Source organism: Shimia sp. FJ5 (genome assembly GCF_032918335.1).
Classification (GTDB): Bacteria; Pseudomonadota; Alphaproteobacteria; order Rhodobacterales; family Rhodobacteraceae; genus Shimia; species Shimia aestuarii_A.
Map to the genome: position 1 here is coordinate 588698 of NZ_JAWJUV010000001.1, position 20644 is coordinate 609341.

20 protein-coding genes are annotated in these 20644 nt (G+C 61.3%); 13 read left to right on the forward strand and 7 right to left on the reverse strand.

Going from position 1 to position 20644, the window contains the following annotated elements; genetic code table 11:
* Positions 1-5: 5 nt before the first annotated feature.
* From R1W01_RS03050 to tldD, 4 genes are all read right to left on the reverse strand, one after another.
* On the reverse strand, positions 6-575 hold the full coding sequence (locus tag R1W01_RS03050) for a L,D-transpeptidase (protein WP_243612234.1): 570 nt from the start codon (positions 573-575) through the stop codon (positions 6-8).
* A 146-nt stretch (positions 576-721) separates the two neighbouring features.
* The gene (topA, locus tag R1W01_RS03055; protein ID WP_297756359.1) at positions 722-3259 is read right to left on the reverse strand and encodes a type I DNA topoisomerase; all 2538 of its coding nucleotides are present in this window, start codon (positions 3257-3259) and stop codon (positions 722-724) included.
* Between the two features lie 168 nt (positions 3260-3427).
* Positions 3428-4573, reverse strand: coding sequence for a DNA-processing protein DprA (gene dprA, locus R1W01_RS03060; RefSeq protein WP_297756358.1), 1146 nt, complete (start codon positions 4571-4573; stop codon positions 3428-3430).
* A gap of 102 nt (positions 4574-4675) precedes the next feature.
* The gene (gene tldD / locus R1W01_RS03065) at positions 4676-6097 is read right to left on the reverse strand and encodes a metalloprotease TldD (protein ID WP_297756357.1); all 1422 of its coding nucleotides are present in this window, start codon (positions 6095-6097) and stop codon (positions 4676-4678) included.
* Positions 6098-6281: 184 nt separating this feature from the next.
* Here tldD and coxB point away from each other — a divergent pair, with 184 nt between their 5' ends.
* From coxB to R1W01_RS03120, 11 genes are all read left to right on the forward strand, one after another.
* Complete coding sequence (coxB, locus tag R1W01_RS03070; protein WP_243612238.1) at positions 6282-7133, forward strand: cytochrome c oxidase subunit II; 852 nt, start codon at positions 6282-6284, stop codon at positions 7131-7133.
* A 66-nt stretch (positions 7134-7199) separates the two neighbouring features.
* The gene (gene cyoE / locus R1W01_RS03075) at positions 7200-8138 is read left to right on the forward strand and encodes a heme o synthase (protein ID WP_243612239.1); all 939 of its coding nucleotides are present in this window, start codon (positions 7200-7202) and stop codon (positions 8136-8138) included.
* 4 nt (positions 8139-8142) lie between these two features.
* Positions 8143-8304, forward strand: a complete 162-nt coding sequence (locus tag R1W01_RS03080) for a hypothetical protein (RefSeq protein ID WP_243612240.1) — start codon at positions 8143-8145, stop codon at positions 8302-8304.
* Complete coding sequence (locus R1W01_RS03085) at positions 8304-8879, forward strand: cytochrome c oxidase assembly protein (protein ID WP_243612241.1); 576 nt, start codon at positions 8304-8306, stop codon at positions 8877-8879. The genes R1W01_RS03080 and R1W01_RS03085 overlap by 1 nt, the downstream gene beginning before the upstream one ends.
* A 28-nt stretch (positions 8880-8907) precedes the next feature.
* Positions 8908-9717 carry a cytochrome c oxidase subunit 3 gene (locus R1W01_RS03090; protein ID WP_243612242.1) on the forward strand — a complete coding sequence of 270 codons (810 nt, stop codon included), beginning with the start codon at positions 8908-8910 and terminating at the stop codon, positions 9715-9717.
* A gap of 107 nt (positions 9718-9824) precedes the next feature.
* A complete protein-coding gene (locus R1W01_RS03095) occupies positions 9825-10502 on the forward strand; it encodes an SURF1 family protein (protein WP_297756355.1) in 678 nt (225 codons plus the stop codon).
* Between the two features lie 5 nt (positions 10503-10507).
* Complete coding sequence (gene thrC / locus R1W01_RS03100) at positions 10508-11896, forward strand: threonine synthase (protein ID WP_297756354.1); 1389 nt, start codon at positions 10508-10510, stop codon at positions 11894-11896.
* Positions 11893-13158, forward strand: coding sequence for a M16 family metallopeptidase (locus R1W01_RS03105; protein WP_243612245.1), 1266 nt, complete (start codon positions 11893-11895; stop codon positions 13156-13158). Before thrC ends, R1W01_RS03105 begins: the two co-directional genes overlap by 4 nt.
* The gene (locus tag R1W01_RS03110) at positions 13158-13748 is read left to right on the forward strand and encodes a GNAT family N-acetyltransferase (protein WP_243612464.1); all 591 of its coding nucleotides are present in this window, start codon (positions 13158-13160) and stop codon (positions 13746-13748) included. Before R1W01_RS03105 ends, R1W01_RS03110 begins: the two co-directional genes overlap by 1 nt.
* Positions 13749-13814: 66 nt before the next feature.
* On the forward strand, positions 13815-14627 hold the full coding sequence (locus R1W01_RS03115; protein ID WP_297756353.1) for an MBL fold metallo-hydrolase: 813 nt from the start codon (positions 13815-13817) through the stop codon (positions 14625-14627).
* Between the two features lie 26 nt (positions 14628-14653).
* Entirely contained in the window at positions 14654-16063 is a 1410-nt protein-coding gene (locus R1W01_RS03120) for an FAD-binding oxidoreductase (RefSeq protein ID WP_297756352.1), read from the forward strand.
* A 115-nt stretch (positions 16064-16178) separates the two neighbouring features.
* On the opposite strand, the gene R1W01_RS03125 is transcribed toward R1W01_RS03120, so the two are convergent.
* Positions 16179-16721 carry an adenine phosphoribosyltransferase gene (locus R1W01_RS03125; RefSeq protein ID WP_297756351.1) on the reverse strand — a complete coding sequence of 181 codons (543 nt, stop codon included), beginning with the start codon at positions 16719-16721 and terminating at the stop codon, positions 16179-16181.
* 300 nt (positions 16722-17021) lie between these two features.
* Here R1W01_RS03125 and R1W01_RS03130 point away from each other — a divergent pair, with 300 nt between their 5' ends.
* Positions 17022-17195 (forward strand): hypothetical protein, encoded by a 174-nt coding sequence (locus tag R1W01_RS03130; protein ID WP_243612249.1) that lies wholly within the window; start codon positions 17022-17024, stop codon positions 17193-17195.
* A 17-nt stretch (positions 17196-17212) separates the two neighbouring features.
* On the opposite strand, the gene R1W01_RS03135 is transcribed toward R1W01_RS03130, so the two are convergent.
* Positions 17213-17842: a LysE family translocator gene (locus tag R1W01_RS03135; RefSeq protein ID WP_243612250.1), complete on the reverse strand. Its 630-nt coding sequence runs from the start codon at positions 17840-17842 to the stop codon at positions 17213-17215.
* Positions 17839-18714, reverse strand: a complete 876-nt coding sequence (locus R1W01_RS03140; protein ID WP_243612251.1) for an S-methyl-5'-thioadenosine phosphorylase — start codon at positions 18712-18714, stop codon at positions 17839-17841. The genes R1W01_RS03135 and R1W01_RS03140 overlap by 4 nt, the downstream gene beginning before the upstream one ends.
* Positions 18715-18946: 232 nt before the next feature.
* Here R1W01_RS03140 and R1W01_RS03145 point away from each other — a divergent pair, with 232 nt between their 5' ends.
* Entirely contained in the window at positions 18947-20611 is a 1665-nt protein-coding gene (locus tag R1W01_RS03145; protein ID WP_243612252.1) for a SulP family inorganic anion transporter, read from the forward strand.
* Positions 20612-20644 lie beyond the last annotated feature (33 nt).

Below are 20644 nucleotides of genomic sequence, written 5' to 3' on the forward strand. Positions count from 1 at the left end.
CCGGATCAGATGATGCGGACCTGTGTGCCGACCGGGGTGATCTCGAACAACTGCGCAATCGCCTCGTTATAAAGCCCGATACACCCGTCCGAGCTCTTGCGCCCGATCTTGCGCGTGTCATGCGTCCCATGGATGAGATAAGCGGGCCAGCCAAGATACATCGCATGCGTTCCCAAGGGGTTATCCGGTCCCGGCGGCATGTATTTGAGCTCGGGGTTGCGCTCGATCATCGAAGGCGTCGGCGTCCAGTCCGGGCCGATCTTTTTGCGCACAACCTCCGTATAGCCGCGTTTTGTCAACTCATCCGAGGCGGGCACGGAGGTCGGGAACACCCGGTAGGTCTCTCCATCGCCGCTCCAGAAATGCAGCGCCCGAGACACGGTGTCAGCCACGATGCTCGCCTTGCCGAGATCGTCGAAATGATCGCGCCAATCCTGCTCTCGAAAGCTCGAAATGATGCGGTTGACCGGTTCTTGGTCACCGCGGCCAAGCTCGGCCAAAGCTGCGCCAGGGGCGAGGGTGAGGGCGGGAAGGGCGGCGATCAGACCGCGCCGCGTAAGATCCGTCTTGGACATGTGATTTCCTGTTCGCGTGCTCGATTGGGCTGCACGCTGCGCTGCGGCTAGCAAAGAGGCAAATCACATATCGGTGACATCGCATGTGACGTCGCGCGCACCCACCACTCTGGGCAAAGCGCCGCCTGTTTGCGCGCGCGTCCGTCCTATTTCTTCGCGGCAGTCTTCTTCTTCGCCGCCGGTTTGCGTTTGGTGCCTTTCTTGGCTGCCTTCTCAGCAATAAGCGCAACCGCCATCTCCATGGTGACGTCTTCGGGCTTCACGTCCTTGGGGATCGTCGCGTTGACCTTCTCCCATTTGACATAGGGCCCATAGCGCCCCTCCATGACATTGACTGCGCCACCGTCCTCGGGATGATCTCCAAGCTCGTTCAAAGGCTTGGCTGCCGTCCGCCCGCGTCCGCGTGGGTTGTTGCGCTTCTCCGTCAGAAGTTCCACAGCCCGGTTCATGCCGATCTCGAAGACATCCTCGGGATCTTTGAGGTTGGCGTAGACCGGTTTCGCATCATCCGGCAGCTTGTGCATAACATAGGGTCCGAAACGGCCAAAGTTCGACGAGATCATGCCCCCTTCCGGGTGTTCCCCGATCTCGCGCGGCAGGCTCAGCAGCACCAGCGCCTTTTCGAGGGTCATCTCGTCCTTGTTCCACCCTTTCGGCAGCGAGGCGCGCGGCGGTTTTTTGTTCTCCGGCGTCGGCTCACCGCGTTGCACGTAAGGCCCGAAGCGGCCCGACTTGAGCCAGATCTCGTCGCCCTGATCCTCGCCGAGTACGCGTTCGTCGCCATCGGCACCTTCGCCTGCGATGGGACGCGTGTAGGTGCATTCGGGGTAGTTGCCACAGCCCACAAACCCGCCGGTGCGCGAGGTCTTGAGGTGCAATTTCCCATTGCCGCATTTGGGGCAGATTCTCGGATCGGAGCCATCCTCGCGCGGCGGGTAAAGCTGCGGTGCGAGCGCCTCGTCGAGCACGTCGAGCACTTCGGTGATGCGCAGTTCCGAGGTCTCAGCAATCGCCGCCGAGAAATCCTTCCAGAACCGGTTCAGCACATTCTTGTAATTGCGATTGCCCGCCGAGACATCATCAAGTTCTTCCTCGAGATCGGCGGTAAACTCATAGCCGACATATTTACGGAAGAAGTTGAGCAGGAAGATCGTCACGATCCGGCCCTTGTCCTCTGGGAAGAGGCGGTTCTTGTCCTTGCGAACATATTCGCGGTCCTGAATCGTCGTGATGACGCTTGCATAGGTCGAGGGACGGCCAATGCCGAGCTCTTCCATCTTTTTGACCAGTGTCGCTTCGGTATAGCGGGGCGGGGGTTGGGTGAAATGCTGTTCTGGGCTGATCGAGCGCTTGTCGGTGGCTTCCCCTTCCATGATCTGAGGCAGGCGCTTGTCGTCGTCATCCACGACCTGATCGTCGCGGCCCTCTTCATAGACGCGCATAAAACCGTCGAACTGCACAACCTGCCCGGTCGCGCGCAGGCCCACTTCGCCATCGCCGCTCGCGATGTCGACGGTGGTGCGCTCAAGCCGTGCGCCTTCCATCTGGCACGCGAGCGTGCGTTTCCAGATCAGATCATAGAGCTTGCGTTGATCCGGCTCGGCCGCCTTGAGGTCGTCCACCGTGCGGGTCATCTCGGTTGGGCGGATACATTCGTGCGCTTCCTGCGCGTTCTTGGCCTTGTTCTTGTAGATGCGCGGGGAGGACGGGACATACTCCGCGCCATAGCGATCCTTGATTGCATCGCGCGCCGCCGCCACGGCCTCGGGGGCCATGTCGATGCCATCGGTCCGCATATAGGTGATGTAGCCGGCCTCGTAGAGACGCTGGGCCGCGCTCATGCATTGGCGCGCGCCCATGCCGAATTTGCGGCTCGCTTCCTGTTGCAGGGTCGAGGTCATGAAAGGCGGCGAAGGGTTGCGGCTCGCCGGTTTGGCCTCGACACTCTTGACCACGAGGTCGCGCGACGAGATCGCCTGCACGGCAAGTTCCGCGGCGGTGTCGGTCGCGATGTCGAATTTGTCGAGCTTCTGCCCGCCGAGGACCGTCAGGCGGGCCTCGAATTCCTGACCGCGCGGTGTTGCGAGAAGCGCTTTCACGGACCAATATTCGCGTGGATTGAACGCTTCGATCTCCATCTCGCGCTCTACGATGAGACGCAGGCAGACCGATTGCACGCGCCCCGCCGAGCGCGCGCCCGGCAGTTTGCGCCAAAGGACGGGCGAAAGGTTGAACCCTACGAGGTAGTCAAGCGCCCGGCGTGCGAGATAGGCATCGACAAGCGGTTGGTCGATATCGCGCGGGTTCTGCATCGCCTCGGTGACGGCGGATTTGGTGATCGCGTTGAACACCACGCGGCTTACGGGGGTGTCCTTTTTGATCGCGCGGCGTTTGCGCAGGGCTTCCTCAAGGTGCCAGCTGATCGCCTCGCCTTCGCGATCGGGGTCGGTCGCGAGGATCAATGCGTTGTCTTCCTTGAGCGCGTCGGCAATCGCTTTCACATGTTTGCGCGAATCGGTGCCGACCTCCCACGTCATCTCGAAATCTTGGTCGGTATCGACGCTGCCATCCTTTGGCGGCAGGTCTCGCACATGGCCGTAAGAGGCGAGAACGGTATAGTCGGACCCCAGATATTTATTGATTGTTTTGGCTTTGGCCGGGGATTCGACGACAACAACGGGCATGTTTTTTCTACCGACTTTTGGAAATGCTCTGGCGGCGGAAAATGTGGTCTTGAGGGGGGGAATGTCAATGCGCCCTTTGCGTCGCAGGGAAAATTGACCTGTTTGAACCACGGTGAGCACCCCTTTCTGCCCGGGCTCTGGGCAGGGAGAGGGCGCGCGCGAAGGCTTCTAGGCGCGCGACAGGAAGCCGCCCGCCTGCCGCCGGATCTGCCCCTCCATCTCGAGGTCGATCAGGACCGGCGCGACATCCGCCGCAGGCTTGGCGAGATCGCGGATGAGTTGATCCTCAGCGAGCGGGGCGGGGCCGAGACGGTCGAGGATCTGTTTGTGCAGCTTCGCCGTTTCACGCAGCGTGCGCGCCTCACGTGGGGTTTCGGCAAGCGGCATCTCGATCTGTTCGACGGGTCTGGCGGGGGCCGTGGCCGGGCCGATGGCCTCGATCACGTCCTGCGCGCCGCGCACGAGGGTCGCACCGTCGCGCAGTAGAATATTGCAGCCGGAGGCACGGGCATCAAACGGGTGTCCCGGCACAGCCAGTACGTCGCGCCCCTGATCCAGCGCGCCATGTGCTGTCAGCAGGCTTCCGGAGCGGGACGCGGCCTCGACAACGATGACGGCGCGGGCGAGGCCAGAGATAATCCGGTTGCGGGCCGGGAAATGGCGCGCTTGCGGCTGCATTCCCATCGGTTGCTCGGATAGGCGCAGGCCGCGGGAGGCAATATCCTCGGCAAGCTTGGCATTCTCCGCCGGGTAGATCACATCGACCCCGCCGCCGAGAACCGCGATTGTCCCCGTCTCCAACGTGGCCAGATGCGCCGCCGTGTCGATGCCTCTGGCAAGTCCCGAGACGACGGTGAACCCTGCTTCGCCGAGGTCGCGGGCAAGGGCGCGGGCCATGCGCGTGCCAAGTGACGATGCGTTGCGCGCTCCGACGATGGCGACCAAGGGGCGTTGCAGAAGATCCCCACGACCCATCGTCCATAGGAGCGGTGGCGCATCTGGGATTTCGGCAAGGGTGTGCGGGTAGGGGGCGCTGCCCCAAAGGAGAAGGGTTGCGCCCGCCTTGTCACCGGCTTCAAGCTCGCGTTCGGCGTGGCCGCGGTCACAGGTGCGATAGCTGTCTTCGCCCGCCTCCTGCGCGATGGCAGGGAGCGCATCGAGCGCGGCCTCGGCCGAGCCGTATTCCTTGAGTAGGCGATGAAAAGTCGTCACGCCAACGCGGCGCGAGCGCAAAAGACGGAGCCACGAAACCCGCTGTTCTTCCGTGGTGGGTGGGAGTTGGGGGTGAGTGGAAGAAGAGATAGTTCCGGTCATCCGTGGCTCCGCCTGCTTGCAGAATCATGTCTAACGCACGTCTGGTTAACAGCGCGTAAACCACCGCAGGACCGGAGCCACTCCGTATATAATATCTCTCGCTCAGGTCGCGGCGCCGCCGACCGTCAATCCGCCCATGAGAACCGTGGGTTGGCCGACACCGACAGGAACCCATTGCCCCGCCTTGCCGCAATTGCCCATGCCCGGATCAAGCGCCATGTCGTTGCCCAATCCTCGGATCTGGCCCATCGCGGTTGGCCCATCCCCGATCAGCGTCGCGCCCTTGACCGGCGCACCAATCTTGCCGTCTTGCACGCGGTAGGCCTCGGTGCAGGAGAAAACGAACTTGCCATTGGTGATATCGACCTGCCCGCCACCAAAGCCGACCGCATAGATGCCATCCTTGAGCGACGCGACAAGATCCGCCGGATCGGCGTCGCCGCCTTCCATATAGGTATTGGTCATGCGCGGCATCGGTGGGTGCGCATAGCTTTCGCGCCGCCCGTTCCCCGTTGTCTCGACCCCCATCAGACGTGCGTTCTGCCGGTCCTGCATATAGCCGACAAGCACCCCGTCCTCGATCAACACATTGCGCCCCGAGGGGGTGCCTTCGTCATCGACAGTGATCGAGCCGCGCCGGTCGGGGAGGGTGCCGTCATCGACAACCGTGACTCCCTTTGCTGCGACCTGATCCCCGATCCGGCCCGAGAACCGGGACGAGCCCTTGCGGTTGAAATCTCCTTCTAGGCCGTGACCCACCGCCTCATGCAAGAGAATACCCGGCCAGCCGGGACCAAGCACCACATCCATCGCGCCTGCCGGGGCAGGAACCGCTTCGAGGTTCACCAACGCGATGCGAAGCGCCTCGCGTGCCTTACGTTGCCAATCTACCGGCTCGAGCAATCCGTCGAGCCCGATGCGCCCACCGCCCGAGGCGCTCCCGCTTTCGCGGCGGCCTTCTTTCTCAACGATGACCGAGACATCCACGCGGGTCATCGGACGGCTGTCGCTCAAGAGAGAGCCGTCCGGGCGCAGGATCACAACCTCCTGATGCGAGGCTGCGACCGAGGCGGTCACCTGCACCACACGCGGGTCAAGACCGCGGGCAAAGGCGTCGATCTCGCGCAATGTCTCGATCTTGACGGGAAAGGCCGCGTCGGCGATTGGATCGCGATCCATGTAAAGCTGTCGGTTGGTGCGCTTCGGTCCAGCGGCGAGCGCTCCGCCACCGTCACCAACGGCAAGCCGCGCCGTCTGCACCGCGCGCTTAAGCGCTGATTCGGAGATTTCCGAGCTATGCGCATAGCCTGAAACCTCGCCGCGCACCGCGCGCAGGCCGAATCCCTCGGAAGCATCATACGAAGCATTGCGAAGCCGACCGTCATCGAAGACCAGAACCTCTCCGCGGCGCCGTTCAAGGAACAATTCACCGTCATCGGCCCCTTCCGTCGCGGCCTGCAACTCTGCAAGAGCAAAATCTTGGTCGATAAGTGTCTCGAACGGCAAGAATTTGATCTGAGTCATATGGATTTTCCCTTCGGAATTTGATCTATATCAAGAAAAGCGTCCGTTTGTCGCGGACCTGCTTCTATATTTGGCGGATAGAATATGGTTTCTATCGTCAACACAAGCGCGGGATGCCGTCGTATACGGCGGTGTTTTGCATCGGAACAGAAACGAACAAGAACGCAACCGATCAGGGTGAACTATGCGAATTCAAACGAAAATCCTGAGCCTGATGGCAGCTCTCACCGCGTCTTCGGCGCTTGCACAAGACGTCGAAACGGTCGGTAAGCCGATCGAGCGTGGCCTCGGCTTCCAGCCGGCGGCGACCGAACTGGCTCGTGACCTCCAGTCTCTGGACCATATGATTCTGGTCATCATTACCGGGATCGTCGCCTTGGTGGCGGGGCTGATGCTCTACATCTTCGTGCGCTACAATCGGCGTACCAACCCAACCCCGGCAAGCTTTACCCACAACACCCCGGTTGAGATCGCTTGGACCATCGGTCCGATCATCATTCTGGTCTTCATCGGTGCCTTCTCGCTTCCGGTGCTGTTCAAACAGCAAGAGATCCCCGAAGGCGACATCACCATCAAGGTGACCGGTTACCAATGGTACTGGGGGTATGAGTATGTCGACCACGAGTTCGGCTTTGACAGCTTCCTGCTGCCGCGCGAAGACCTTGCCGAATATGGCTATAACGATGACGAATACCTTCTCGCCACCGATACACAGGTCGTCGTGCCCGTAGGCAAGACCATCGTCATGCAAGTTACTGGCGCCGACGTGATCCACTCCTGGACCATTCCTGCCTTTGGCGTGAAACAGGACGCTGTGCCGGGTCGCCTCGCAGAGCTTTGGTTCAAGGCCGAGCGTGAGGGCATCTACTTCGGCCAATGTTCCGAGCTTTGCGGCAAGGACCACGCCTACATGCCGATCACCGTCAAGGTCGTATCGCAAGAGGCCTATGACGCATGGCTCGAGGGCGCGATCGACGAATATGCTGGCGATCCCTCGACCCTTCCGAGCCGCGTTCAACTCGCCTCGGCAGAGTGATCCGGTCGATCTGACCCAGACCCGGGATGCGCGTGATCGTGCATCCCTTCCAGGAAGGAAGCGAGCATGAGCGACGCAAGCGTTAACAGCCAAGCAGATTTCAACGAGGCCAGCTTTGGCGATTACTTCGCCCTGCTGAAGCCGCGCGTGATGTCGCTTGTCGTGTTCACTGCGCTTGTCGGCCTGCTCGCGGCCCCTGTGGACGTGCACCCGTTCATTGCCTTCGCTTCGATCCTGTTCATCGCGGTCGGCGGCGGCGCCTCCGGAGCGCTCAATATGTGGTGGGACGCAGATATCGACGCGGTGATGAAACGCACCCAGGGTCGTCCGATCCCCGCCGGTAAGGTGACCCGCGATGAGGCCTTTGCCATCGGCATCACGCTTTCGGCCTTTGCCTGCATCATGCTGGCGCTGGCTGCAAATGTCTTTGCCGGGCTGCTTCTCGCCTTCACTATCTTCTTCTACGTGGTGATCTACACCATGTGGCTCAAGCGTTGGACCCCGCAGAACATCGTCATCGGTGGTGCTGCGGGCGCCTTTCCCCCGATGATCGGTTGGGCCGTGGCGACGGGCGGTGTCTCGATCGAATCCGTCCTCATGTTCACCCTGACCTTCATGTGGACCCCGCCGCATTTCTGGGCGCTCTGCCTGTTTATGAAATCGGACTACAAGGATGCGGGGGTGCCGATGCTGCACGTGACCCACGGGCGCCGCGTGACCCGCAATCATATCCTCGTCTATACGATCCTCCTCGCCATCGTGGCCATCGGCATGGCCTTTACCGGCGTCGGTGGCCCGATCTACCTGGCGACCGCGCTTCTCCTGAACGGTCTGTTCCTCATTGGGGCGATCTCGATCTGGCGTCGCGACGAAGCGACCGCCGAAGCCGATTCCTACAAGCGCGAAAAGAGCTTCTTCGGCCTGTCGCTGCTTTACCTGTTCCTGCACTTCGGTGCGATCCTCGTCGAGGCGACGCTGGCGCGCTATGGCATGGGGGGCTGGTAAGACCATGAGCTTTCGTGAGGAACATGAACTCCACAAACGCCGCCTTGGCCGCAATATCGGCCTCGCGCTGGTGCTTGTCGGCTTTATCGCCATCGTGTTCGGCCTGACCGTGGTCAAGGTCACGCGCGGCGACTACGAACCTGAAAACGCAAGGATTCAGAACTGATGGCGATGGACCCCAAGATCAAGACATTGGCCCAGACCCTCGGCGTCGTCGTGACCATGGGTGCGCTGGCATGGGCCTCTGTGCCCTTCTACGATTGGTTCTGCCGGGTGACAGGCTTTGGTGGCACCACGGGTGTGGCCGAGGATGGGTCGGGCGAAATTCTCGAACAGACCATCAAGGTCCGTTTTGATGGCAGCAAAGAACGCGACTTCCCGTGGGAGTTCAAACCCGTTCAGCGCACGATGGAAATCCGTATCGGGGAAACCGGGCTCGCCTTCTACGAGGCCTACAACCCGACGGACCGCCCCATCGCCGGATCGGCAAGCTACAACGTCTTCCCCTACGAGGCAGGTGGCTACTTTACCAAGATCGACTGCTTCTGCTTTGAAGAGCAGGTGCTGCAACCGGGCGAGCGAATCTCTATGCCCGTCTCTTTCTACATCGACCCCGAGATCGTCGAGGACCGGGACGCGCAATACGTGACCCACATCACCCTGTCCTACACGTTCCACGAAATCGACCTGCCCGAGACCACAGCGGCGCTCGCGCAGGAAACCGAAACTGAAGTAAACTAAGAAGCCTTCCAACGAGGGAATAACGAAAATGGCGCACGCTAAGAACCACGACTATCATATTCTGCCGCCGTCGGCCTGGCCCCTTCTGGGATCGGTCGGGGCCTTCATCATGCTCTTCGGGGCGGTGCTCTGGATGGCCAATGACATGCCCTGGATGTTCCTGATCGGGCTGGTGGTTGTTCTCTATACCATGTTCGGCTGGTGGTCGGACGTTGTCGCCGAGGGCAACAACGGCGTCGATCACACTCCGGTCGTCCAGATCGGCCTGCGCTACGGCTTTATCCTCTTCATCATGTCCGAAGTCATGTTCTTCGCCGCATGGTTCTGGAGCTTCTTCAAGCACGCGATCTACCCGATGCACCCCGATGGGATCAGCCCCGGCGTCGATGGCGTTTGGCCGCCCGCTGGTATCGAGACCTTCGACCCTTGGCACCTGCCGCTCATCAACACGCTGATCCTGCTTTGCTCGGGTATGGCGGCGACTTGGGCGCACCACGCTCTTGCGCATGAGAACAACCGCCAGGACATGAAATGGGGCCTCGTGATCGCCATCGGTCTCGGCATCATCTTCACCATCTTCCAGGCCTATGAATATAGCCACGCGGCCTTTGGCTTCTCCGGCAACATCTACGGCGCGAACTTCTTCATGGCGACGGGCTTCCACGGTTTCCACGTGGTCGTCGGCACGATCTTCCTGTTTGTCTGCCTGATCCGCCTGATGCGTGGTCACTTCACCCCCGAAAACCACGTCGGTTTCGAGGCCGCAGCCTGGTACTGGCACTTTGTTGACGTTGTCTGGCTCTTCCTCTTCGCCGCAGTCTACATCTGGGGCGGCTAAGGGCTGGTTCGGGGTTTGCGGTTGAAACACTGCCCCCAAAACACGTAAGTCAGGTCGCGGGTTGCCAAGCAGCCCGCGACTTTTTCTTTGCAAGGAATCCCGCCCCCGTGTCCCGCCTTATCCTGCCTCTCGTCTTCGGTATTGTTGGCACCGCGATCCTCGTGTCTCTGGGCAATTGGCAGGTGCGCCGTCTGGCCGAGAAAGAGGCCTATCTTGCGGCGATCGAGGCACGGATCAACGACGCGCCCGTGGCTGTTCCCGCGATGCCCGATCCCGAAGCCGACCGCTTCCTGCCCGTCACTACGACAGGCACAATGACGAACGATGAATTGCACGTGCTCGTCTCCACGAAAGAGCTCGGCGCGGGCTATCGTATCATCTCTGCCTTCGAGACTGAGACTGGCCGTCGCTTGATGATCGACCGGGGTTTTGTCGCCATTGAGGACAAGGAGACCTCCCGCGTCACCGGCCCGATGACCATTGGTGGCAATCTCCATTGGCCTGAGGAAATCGATAGTTTCACGCCCGAGAATGACGTGGCGGGCAATATCTGGTTCTCGCGCGATGTGCCGACAATGGCCGCCGCTCTCAACGCCGAACCGATCCTCGTCATCCTGCGTCAGTCCTCGGTTGAAACGCCGACACTGACGCCCTTGCCGGTCGATACCTCCGGAATCCCCAACGATCACCTCGAATATATTGTCACTTGGTATGGACTGGCGATTGTCTGGGTGTTCATGACGCTTTATTACCTCCTGCGCATGCGCAAAACGAAAAAGGCCTGAGTCCCGTGAAATACATCTCTACCCGCGGCAACGCGCCCGAACTGACCTTCGAAGAGGCGATGCTGACCGGCCTCGCGCGCGATGGCGGCCTTTACGTGCCCGAAACCATCCCGACCATGACCAAGGGCGAGATTGCGGCGCTCGCGGGCCTGCCTTACGAAGAGGCCGCCTTTCGCGTGATGAAACCCTTCATCGGCGGCAGCTTCACCGACGACGAATTCAAGGGCATCATCGAACGCGCATACGAAGGGTTCCGCCACGACGCCCGCGCACCGCTGGTGCAGCTTGGCCCCAACCATTTCCTGATGGAACTGTTCCACGGCCCAACGTTGGCGTTCAAAGACTTCGCAATGCAGCTCATAGGGCAGCTATTTCAGTTCTCGCTGGCACGCCGCAATGAACGCGTGACCATTGTCGGCGCCACCTCCGGCGATACCGGCTCGGCTGCGATCGAGGCCTTCCGCGGCCTCGACAATGTCGACGTCTTCATCCTTTTCCCGCATGGCCGCGTCTCCGACATCCAGCGCAAGCAGATGACGACACCCGAGGATGCCAATGTGCACGCCCTCGCGCTCGATGGGGATTTCGACGATTGCCAAGCCCGTCTCAAGGACATGTTTAACGATTTTGACTTCCGCGATGGCGTGCGCCTCGCCGGGGTGAACTCGATCAACTGGGCGCGCGTTCTGGCGCAGGTCGTCTATTACTTTACCACCGCGACCGCCCTCGGTGCGCCGTATCGTAAGGTCTCGTTCACGGTGCCGACCGGCAATTTCGGGGACATTTTCGCGGGCTACATCGCCAAGAAGATGGGCCTTCCGATTGATCGCCTGGTGATCGCGACGAACCAGAACGACATTCTACATCGCACGATGGAGACCTCGGCCTATACCAAGGAAGGTGTGACGCCCTCGATGTCTCCCTCGATGGACATTCAGGTCTCGTCAAACTTCGAGCGCGCCTTGTTCGACGCCTATGGTCGTGATGGCAACGCCGTGTCTCAGCTCATGGACGAGCTGAAATCCGGGGCCTTCACCGTAAGCCAAGGCGCGATGGAAACCCTACGCGAGCATTTCTCATCGGGACGCGCCTCCGAGGATGAGACCCGCGCGACGATCACTTGGGCCTATGCCCATTGCGAGGAAGTGCTTTGCCCCCATTCCGCAGTTGGGGTAAAGGTCGCAAACGAGAATCTCGGGGAGACCCCGATGATCACGCTTGCCACGGCGCACCCGGCCAAATTCCCCGACGCGGTGGAAGAGGCGATGGGCGCACGTCCCGCTCTGCCGCCGCACATGGCGGACATGATGGACAAGCCCGAGCGCGTGACACGGGTGCCCAACGATCTCGCCCACCTGACCACCTTTATCAAAGACCGGATCGCTTCACGTTGACCACACAGCTTCATACCCTCGCCAATGGCTTTCGCATCGTGACCGAGCATATGCCCGGCCTCGAGTCGGCCTCGATTGGCATTTGGGTCAATGCCGGCGGACGCCACGAACGGCGCGCGCAGAACGGCATTGCGCATTTCCTCGAGCATATGGCGTTCAAGGGCACCAAGCGGCGCAGTGCGCTTGATATCGCCGAGGCGATCGAGGACGTGGGCGGCTATATCAACGCCTATACGAGCCGCGAAGTGACCGCCTACTACGCGCGCGTCCTGAAGAACGATGTGGCGCTGGCGCTCGACGTGATTGGCGATATCGTTCTCAACCCGGTGTTCGACCAGAACGAGATTGAGGTTGAACGCGGTGTGATCCTTCAGGAAATCGGTCAGGCACTTGATACGCCGGACGATGTAATCTTTGACTGGCTTCAGGAGCGTGCCTACCCGGATCAACCGATTGGCCGCACCATTCTCGGCGCCGAAGAACGCGTGCGTGCCTTTGGCCGCGAGGATCTGGCAGGGTTCGTTTCCGAGCATTACCGCCCCGAGAACATGGTGCTCGCAGCGACGGGTGCAGTCGATCACGACATGATCGTGCGCCTGTCCGAAGAGATGTTTGGCCATCTCAAGGGCGGGCGGGCCATGCCGCTTGATCCCGCGCGCTTCGTTGGCGGCGAATACCGCACCGAAAAGACCCTCGAGCAAGCCCATCTCGCGCTTGGCTTTGAAAGCCCCGACTACTGCGACCCGGATATCTACACCGCACAGATCTATGCCACAGCCCTCGGTGGCGGCATGTCCTCGCGCTTGTTTCAAGAAATCCGTGAGCGCCGCGGTCTCTGCTACACGATCTATTCGCAGGCCGGGGCCTATGCCGATACCGGTATGATGACGATCTATGCGGGCACTTCCGGATCTCAAATCGCCGATCTGTGCCGGGTGACCATCGAAGAGCTTAAGCGCGCTGCCGAAGGTATGAGCGCCAAGGAAATCGCGCGCGCACGAATCCAGATGAAAGCCGGTCTTCTCATGGGGCTCGAAAGCCCGTCGAGCCGTGCCGAACGTCTTGCGCGGCTTCTGGCGATATGGGGCTATGTGCCCACGCTTCAGGAAACGGTCGAACGGATCGACGGGATTTCCGATGCCGATGTGCGCCGCTTTGCCGAACATATGGCCGTCGAGGCCCGCCCTGCGCTTGCGCTCTATGGTCCTGTCTCTGCCGCGCCCGATCTGGCGACGCTGCAAGACCTGCGGTGCGCCGCCTGATGCTCTTGGGGCGGCGGAAGGTCCGCATCGAGACGGAGCGCCTGACCCTGCGCCCCCCTCTGCACGGAGATTTTCGGGCTTGGACCTGCCTGCGGAGCGAAAGCGCGGATTTCCTGATTCCGTGGGAGCCGTCCTGGTCGGCCGATCATCTGAGCCGCAAGAGCTTTACCAACAGGGTCTATTGGGCTCAGCGCGCAATCAGTGGCGGCACCGCCATGCCCCTGTTCCTCGTGCGCCGCTCTGACGAAATGCTCCTTGGGGCGATTACCCTCGACAATATCCGCCGCGGCCCGTCGCAGGCAGGGACACTTGGGTATTGGATCGGCGAGCGGCATACCCGCCAAGGCTACATGCGCGAGACCATCGAAGCCGTCGTGCACCACGCCTTCACGCAGTTGGACCTCAGCCGGATCGAAGCCGCCTGTCTGCCCGAGAATACCGCGTCGCGCGGGGTGCTCGAGAAATCGGGTTTCAAGTACGAAGGTGTCGCCCAGAGTTATCTGCAGATCAATGGCCGCTGGCGGACTCATGTCCTTTATGCGGCACTGCGCGGCGATCGCCGTGGCCGGACACTCGTCGGACAGGCCTAGCCTTACACAAATTTGATCCGCCAACACGTGTCCCCATGCTATCCTTTCGCCCGAAAGGAGCCTGACATGATCCGCCTGATCCTTCTGTTCCTCTTGGTTGCCGGTATGGCCCGCGCTGAGGACCGTCGCCCGAGCCATTGTATCGCGCTCGCTGATGCCGGGGGACTTGCCTATCTCCACAAGGCGAGTTTCCGCGACCCGCTTGAGGCAAACCATGTCCGGCTAAGTTATATCGCGCACGCCTCATTCCTGATTCAGACCGATGACGGGGTGTCAGCGGTGACGGACTACACGGGCTTCATCGGCAATACCGACCTGATCCCCGACGTGGTGACCATGAACCACGCTCATGAGACCCACTACACCGACGCCCCAGACCCCGCGATCCGGCATGTGCTCGAAGGCTGGGGGCAGGGGAGAGGCCCAGCCGATCACCACCTTGACCTCGGCTCGCTCCTCGTGCGCAACGTGCCGACCGATATCCGCCGCGGCGGCGACGCGGTCGAGGCGCATGGCAATTCGATCTTTGTCTTCGAGGCCGCAGGCCTCTGCATCGCGCACCTTGGTCACCTGCATCACGAACCAACCCCGGCCCAATATGCTGCTCTTGGCCGTATGGATGTGGTGATGGCAGCCGTGGATGGCACGCTGACGCTCGACCTGCCGTCGATGATCCGCGTTCTGCAAAAGATGAAGGCGCGCATCGTGATCCCGATGCACTGGTTTCAAGGCTGGACGCTCGATGCCTTTCTCGAAGGCATGTCACGCGACTATGAGATCGTCCGCAATGGCGCGAGCGAGATCACGGTTTCTCTGCGCACCCTCCCAGAGCGCCCGACGATCCACGTGCTTCGGCCGCGCTTCCTACGTGACCCCTGAAGGGCGCGCATGCTAGAGATGCGGACATGAGTCTTACGCCCGTTTCCCTCCCGTTTCTCGACACCCTCGCCAAGCAGCTTCCTGCTGATACGTTGCGCAGGCCTGAGCCGCGCTACCTTGAGGAACCGCGTGGCCGATATCAGGGGCAGGCGGGGGCCGCCCTTGCCCTGCCGCGCAGCGTCGAGGAGGTCTCGATCCTCGTCACCGCCTGTAACGCCGCCCGCGTGGCCGTCGTGCCCTATGGCGGCGGCACAGGGCTTGTCGGCGGACAGATCATGCCGGAAGGCCCTGCGCCGCTTATCCTGTCGCTGGAACGAATGAACCGTATTCGTGCCGTACATCCGCTCGAAAATGTACTTGTCGCCGAGGCCGGTGCAATTCTTGCCGATGTGCAGGCCGCCGCCGAGGCGGCCGACCGTCTCTTTCCGCTCTCGCTTGCTGCCGAGGGCACGGCGCGTATCGGAGGCAATCTCGCAACCAATGCAGGCGGCGTGAACGTCCTACGCTACGGCAATACGCGCGACCTCTGTCTTGGGCTTGAGGCCGTCCTTCCGACGGGCGACATCTGGAACGGTCTGACCCGGCTGCGCAAGGACAATACCGGCTATGACCTGCGCGGTCTCCTCGTTGGCTCCGAAGGCTCGCTCGGCATCATCACCGCCGCCGCCCTCAAGCTTTCGCCGCGCCCCGCCTCGCGTGGCACCGCGCTCATGGTGGTGAGGGATCCCACCGCCGCCCTGCGCCTTTTGGAATTGGCCCGCGATCACGTGGGTGAAGCGGTCTCCGCCTTTGAGATCATGCACCGTCAGGGGCCGGAGTTCGTGCGCGACACCCTCCCGGATATCCGCCAGCCTTTCTCGGAGACGCCCGAATGGATGGTGCTGGTCGAACTCGGCATGTCGCAAGGCGCAGAGCACGCGCTCGAAGCGATATTTGCCGCCGCACTTGACGCCGGGCTGGTGGAGGACGGGTTGATTGCTCAAAGCGAAGGGCAACGCGGCGATTTCTGGTCCCTGCGCGAGCATATCCCCGTCGCCAACAAACGCATCGGCTCGATCAGCAGCCACGACATTTCCCTGCCGCTCTCTGCGCTGCCGGAGTTTGTCGCCGAGGCCGGAGAGAAGCTCGCCGCTCTGGGAGATTTTCGGATCAACTGTTTCGGGCATTTGGGCGACGGCAACCTGCACTATAACGTCTTTCCCGCCAAGGGCCGCGACCGCGCCGACTATGAGAACCAGCGCGCGGCGGTCAAATCCCTCGTTCATGATCTCGTCGCCGCGTATGACGGCTCATTTAGTGCGGAACACGGTGTCGGTCGCTTCAAGACCGGCGATCTGCAACACTACGGCGATCCTGCCAAGCTCGCGGCGATGCGGGCGATCAAGACGGCGCTCGATCCCAACGGCATCATGAATCCGGGCGTCGTTCTACCCTGAAAAGGGAAACGCCCCGCCCTGAAATGAGGACGGGGCGCGATCACCATGATCGTGCAAGCGAGTGTCGGCTCCCGACCGACAGGCACATCTGGCACGCAAAACCTTTCAGAAGTCTTTACAGACCCTCGAATTCGCACAGAACCGAGACATTGACGCCCATGTCTTCGAGTTTCTTACGTCCGCCAAGTTCGGGCAGGTCGATGATGAAGGAACAGGCAACGATCTCGCCGCCAAGCCGCTCGATAAGCTTGATCCCGGCCTCGGCAGTGCCGCCCGTTGCAAGCAGGTCGTCGACGACGAGGATCTTCTCGCCAGGCTCAATGGCGTCATCGTGGATTTCGACGATCGCCTCGCCATATTCGAGCTTATAGTCCTGCGAGATAGTGGTGCCGGGGAGTTTGCCCTTCTTGCGAATGGGCACAAAGCCGAGCGAAAGCTGATGCGCGATTGCGCCGCCAAGGATAAAGCCTCGCGCTTCAAGCCCGACCACTTTGTCGATCCGCTCGCCCGCGAACGGGTGCAACATCTGGTCAATGGCCATGCGAAAGCCGCGCGGGTCGGCAAAGAGCGTCGTCACATCGCGGAACATGATGCCTTCATGCGGAAAATCCACGATAGTGCGGATGTAGTCCCTGACGTCGTTGCTTTTCTTGCCCATGTTGGTCCCCTTGCTGGTCGGCCTCAGCTTTTACTGATGCCGCGCCTCTACGCAAGAGGGCTGGGCGATCGGTTACTGGCTGCGACGACGCAGGAAGCGGTAGACAGAGTTCGACATCCAGTTCAGATGCGGCTTGTGCCAGTCCATCCGATCACGCACGAGAATGGTTTTTGCGGTCAACAGGGTCATTTTCTCTTTCCTTTCCAATACTGCCTCGGTAAGAACGTGTAGCTCTTGTATATGGCATGTATATACATTCGCTTTACAAAAACGTCAATCACTCAGGCGCGAAAAGATAAAATGGGCAAGAAAGACGGCAAGAAAGCCGCAAAAAAGGACAGCCAACTGGTCCTACGCCTCGACAAGGCCGAGCGTGATGCGTTCGTGGATTTGTGCAAGGACATGGACACCAGCGCGGCGCGCGAAATTCGCCGGTTTATCCGTGATTTCATGAAGGAAAACGGCGGGGATTGATCCCGCCGTTCTCTCTTTCAGGCCGCCCGCTTGAGCGTTGCCGTGAGAACCCCCATCCCCATCAGCGTTATACCCCCCGCCCGCGTCAGGCCACGAATGACCGAAGGCCGGGCGATCCGGGTGCGGAGCTTATCGGCAAGAAGCGCATAGGCGAGCGCATTGAGCGCCGCCAATCCGACGAAAGTCGCAATCATGACCGCGAATTGCGGCGTGATGGCGCGTGTGGGATCAAGGAATTGCGGTACAAAAGCAATGAAGAAGCCGATGCTCTTGGGGTTGAGCGCAGTGACGGCCGCCGCATGTCCAAAGATGCGGGGCGAGGCGCGTTCCGGTGTGGCAAGAAGATCCGGCGCGTCTGCATGGCCCGCGCTGCGCAGCATCTTGTAGCCGAGCCAGAGGAGATAAAGCGCACCGACCCATTTCAGCACTGTAAAGGCCGTGGCCGAGGCGAGCACGATCGCACCCAATCCCAGAAGAGAGGCCGTCATCGCGATCAAGTCGCCAAGCGCAACCCCCGCCGCCGTCGCGAGCGCCACCTTGCGCCCTTGGCTCAGGGCATAGGACAGCACCAAGAGGATCGTTGGCCCGGGAATGATGAGAAGCACCGTCGATGCGGCCACGAAAGCCAACCAGATTTCGAAACTCATGCAAGAACCCTCCCGGCGATCGGCTTAAGGCGCTCGACAACTTGCGGGTCGCGGGCCTCGGGGGCGGTTAGGATTGCATATTCCAGCGCCCGATCACATCCATGCGGACACGGCGCCCGTTCCGCGCCCAAGATCGCAGGCAGGCGACGCACGAGCTCACGGCCTTTTTCGGCGTTTCCGGTCAGTGTCTTGATGATCTCCATGACATCGACCTCGCCATGTTCGGGATGCCAACTGTCGTAGTCGGTGACCATCGCGACCGAGGTGTAGCAAAGCTCGGCTTCGCGGGCGAGCTTCGCCTCGGGCATGTTGGTCATGCCGATCACATCGCAGCCCCAGCTCTCGCGATACATCTTTGACTCCGCCAGTGACGAGAACTGCGGCCCCTCCATGACGAGATAAGTGCCGCCTTTGTGAAAGGTGATCCCGGCTTGTTCGGCTGCGGTTGCGCAAGCCGCCCCAAGCCGTGGACAGGTCGGGTGCGCCACGCTTACATGTGCAACAAGGCCGGGGCCGAAGAAGCTCTTCTCGCGCGCAAAGGTGCGGTCGATATACTGATCCACGATGACGAAATCGCCCGGCGCCATTTCTTCACGAAATGAGCCCACAGCGGAGACCGAAATCACGTCCGTGACCCCGATCTGCTTCAGCGCGGCGATGTTGGCGCGATAGGGGACAGAGCTCGGCGTATGCACATGGCCGCGCCCGTGCCGGGGCAAGAAGGCCATGCGGACCCCATCCAGAACTCCGGTCAGAATCGCATCCGACGGTGCGCCCCAGCCGGTCTCGACGTCTTGCCATTTGGCATCTTCCAGCCCGTCGATATCGTAAATGCCCGAACCGCCAATGACGGCGATCATCGTCTCGCCCATGTTCGTCTCCTGTTGGTCTGTTGCGCCCATTCTTGGCCCGCCTTTACCTGCTTGGCAACGTCGCGACGCTGAAAACCGCGTCATCGCGGGCAGGATTGCCCGAAAAGCCGCAGCGGATGACCTGCTGCGTCGCCATACCGCCCTGCGCCAATGCCTCTGCGCCTTGCGCCACAGGCCGAGTTCCTTTAGGGCCAAAGCCGCGAACCCATCCCGAAATTGACAGGTCATTTACATGAGACGCGCAGCTTTGGCCCTTCTGGCCAAGAACATCTCCCCGCCCAACCTTTCCCTGATGCAGGACGAGGGCTTTACCGCCGGGCGTATCAAGACCGAGCTTCTCTCGGGGCTGACCGTGGCGCTTGCGCTGGTGCCCGAAGCTGTGGCCTTTGCCTTTGTCGCGGGCGTGCATCCGCTGGTCGGTCTTTATGCGGCGTTTCTCGTGGGTCTTGTGACCGCTCTGATCGGCGGGCGACCGGGTATGATCTCCGGCGCGACCGGTGCTTTGGCGGTGGTGATGGTGGCGCTGGTGGCTGAACACGGTGTGGAATACCTGTTCGCGACCGTGGTGCTGATGGGGATTTTGCAAGTTATCGCCGGGGCCATGCATTGGGGCAAGTTCATCCGCCTCGTGCCGCATCCCGTGATGCTTGGCTTCGTGAATGGCCTCGCCATCGTGATCTTCCTCGCCCAGATGAGCCAATTCAAAGTACCGGGCAGCATGGTCAGCGATGGCCATGGTATGTCGGGCGGCGAATGGCTCTCGGGGTTGCAGCTTTATACCATGCTCGGGCTTGTCGGGCTCACCATGGGGATCATCTGGCTGCTGCCGAAACTGACCAAGGTTATCCCCGCGCCGCTCGCTGGGATCGCCATCACCGCCTTCGTGGTGATCGGTCTTGGCCTCGATGTGCCGCGCGTCGGTGACATGGCCTCGATCGAAGGTGGCTTCCCGATGTTCCACATCCCCTTTGGCGAGGGCGTCGGCATCTACGGCACACCGCTTGCGCCGCTCACGCTCGAAACACTTTGGATCATCCTGCCCTATGCCGTGATCCTCGCCGCGATTGGCCTCATCGAAAGCCTGCTGACCCTGAACCTCGTTGGCGAAATGACCGGCAAGCGCGGCGGTGCGAGCCAGGAATGCATCGCGCAAGGTTCGGCCAATATCCTGACCGGCTTCTTCGGCGGCATGGGCGGCTGCGCCATGATCGGCCAGTCGATGATCAACGTGAAATCCGGCGGCCGCACGCGTATCGCCGGCATCGCCGCAGCGCTTTTCCTGCTCCTGTTCATCGTGGCGGCGAGCCCGCTGATCGAGCAAATCCCGCTCGCAGCCCTTGTCGGCGTGATGTTCATGGTGGTGATCGGCACCTTCGCATGGAACTCTTTCAAGATCATGGCGCGGGTGCCGCTGACCGATGCCTTCGTCATCGTGCTTGTGACCGTCGTCACCGTGATGGAAGACCTTGCCGTGGCCGTCGTCGTCGGTGTGATCGTCTCCGCGCTCGCCTATGCCTGGCAGAACGCGCGCCGCATCCACGCCAAGAGCTATACCACTCCTGAGGGCGCAAAGGTCTATCAGGTGCAAGGGCCGCTCTTCTTTGGCTCGTCCGAGGGCTTTCTCGAGCTATTCGACATCGCAGGCGATCCCGGCACCGTAGTGGTCGATTTTGCCGATAGCCGCGTTGCCGACCAATCCGCGCTTCAGGCGATTGAGGCGCTGGCGGCGAAATACGAGGCGGCGGGCAAGACCGTGCAATTGCGCCACCTGAGCCGCGACTGCCATCAGCTTCTCGCGAAGGCAGGGCATCTCATGGTCGATAGCGACGATGACCCCGAATACGAGATCGCCGTAGATTACTCCGTCAAAACCGGCATCCTCGGTGGCGGTCACTGATCCCGAAGTGTGCGCCCCGCGTTGCGGGGCGCG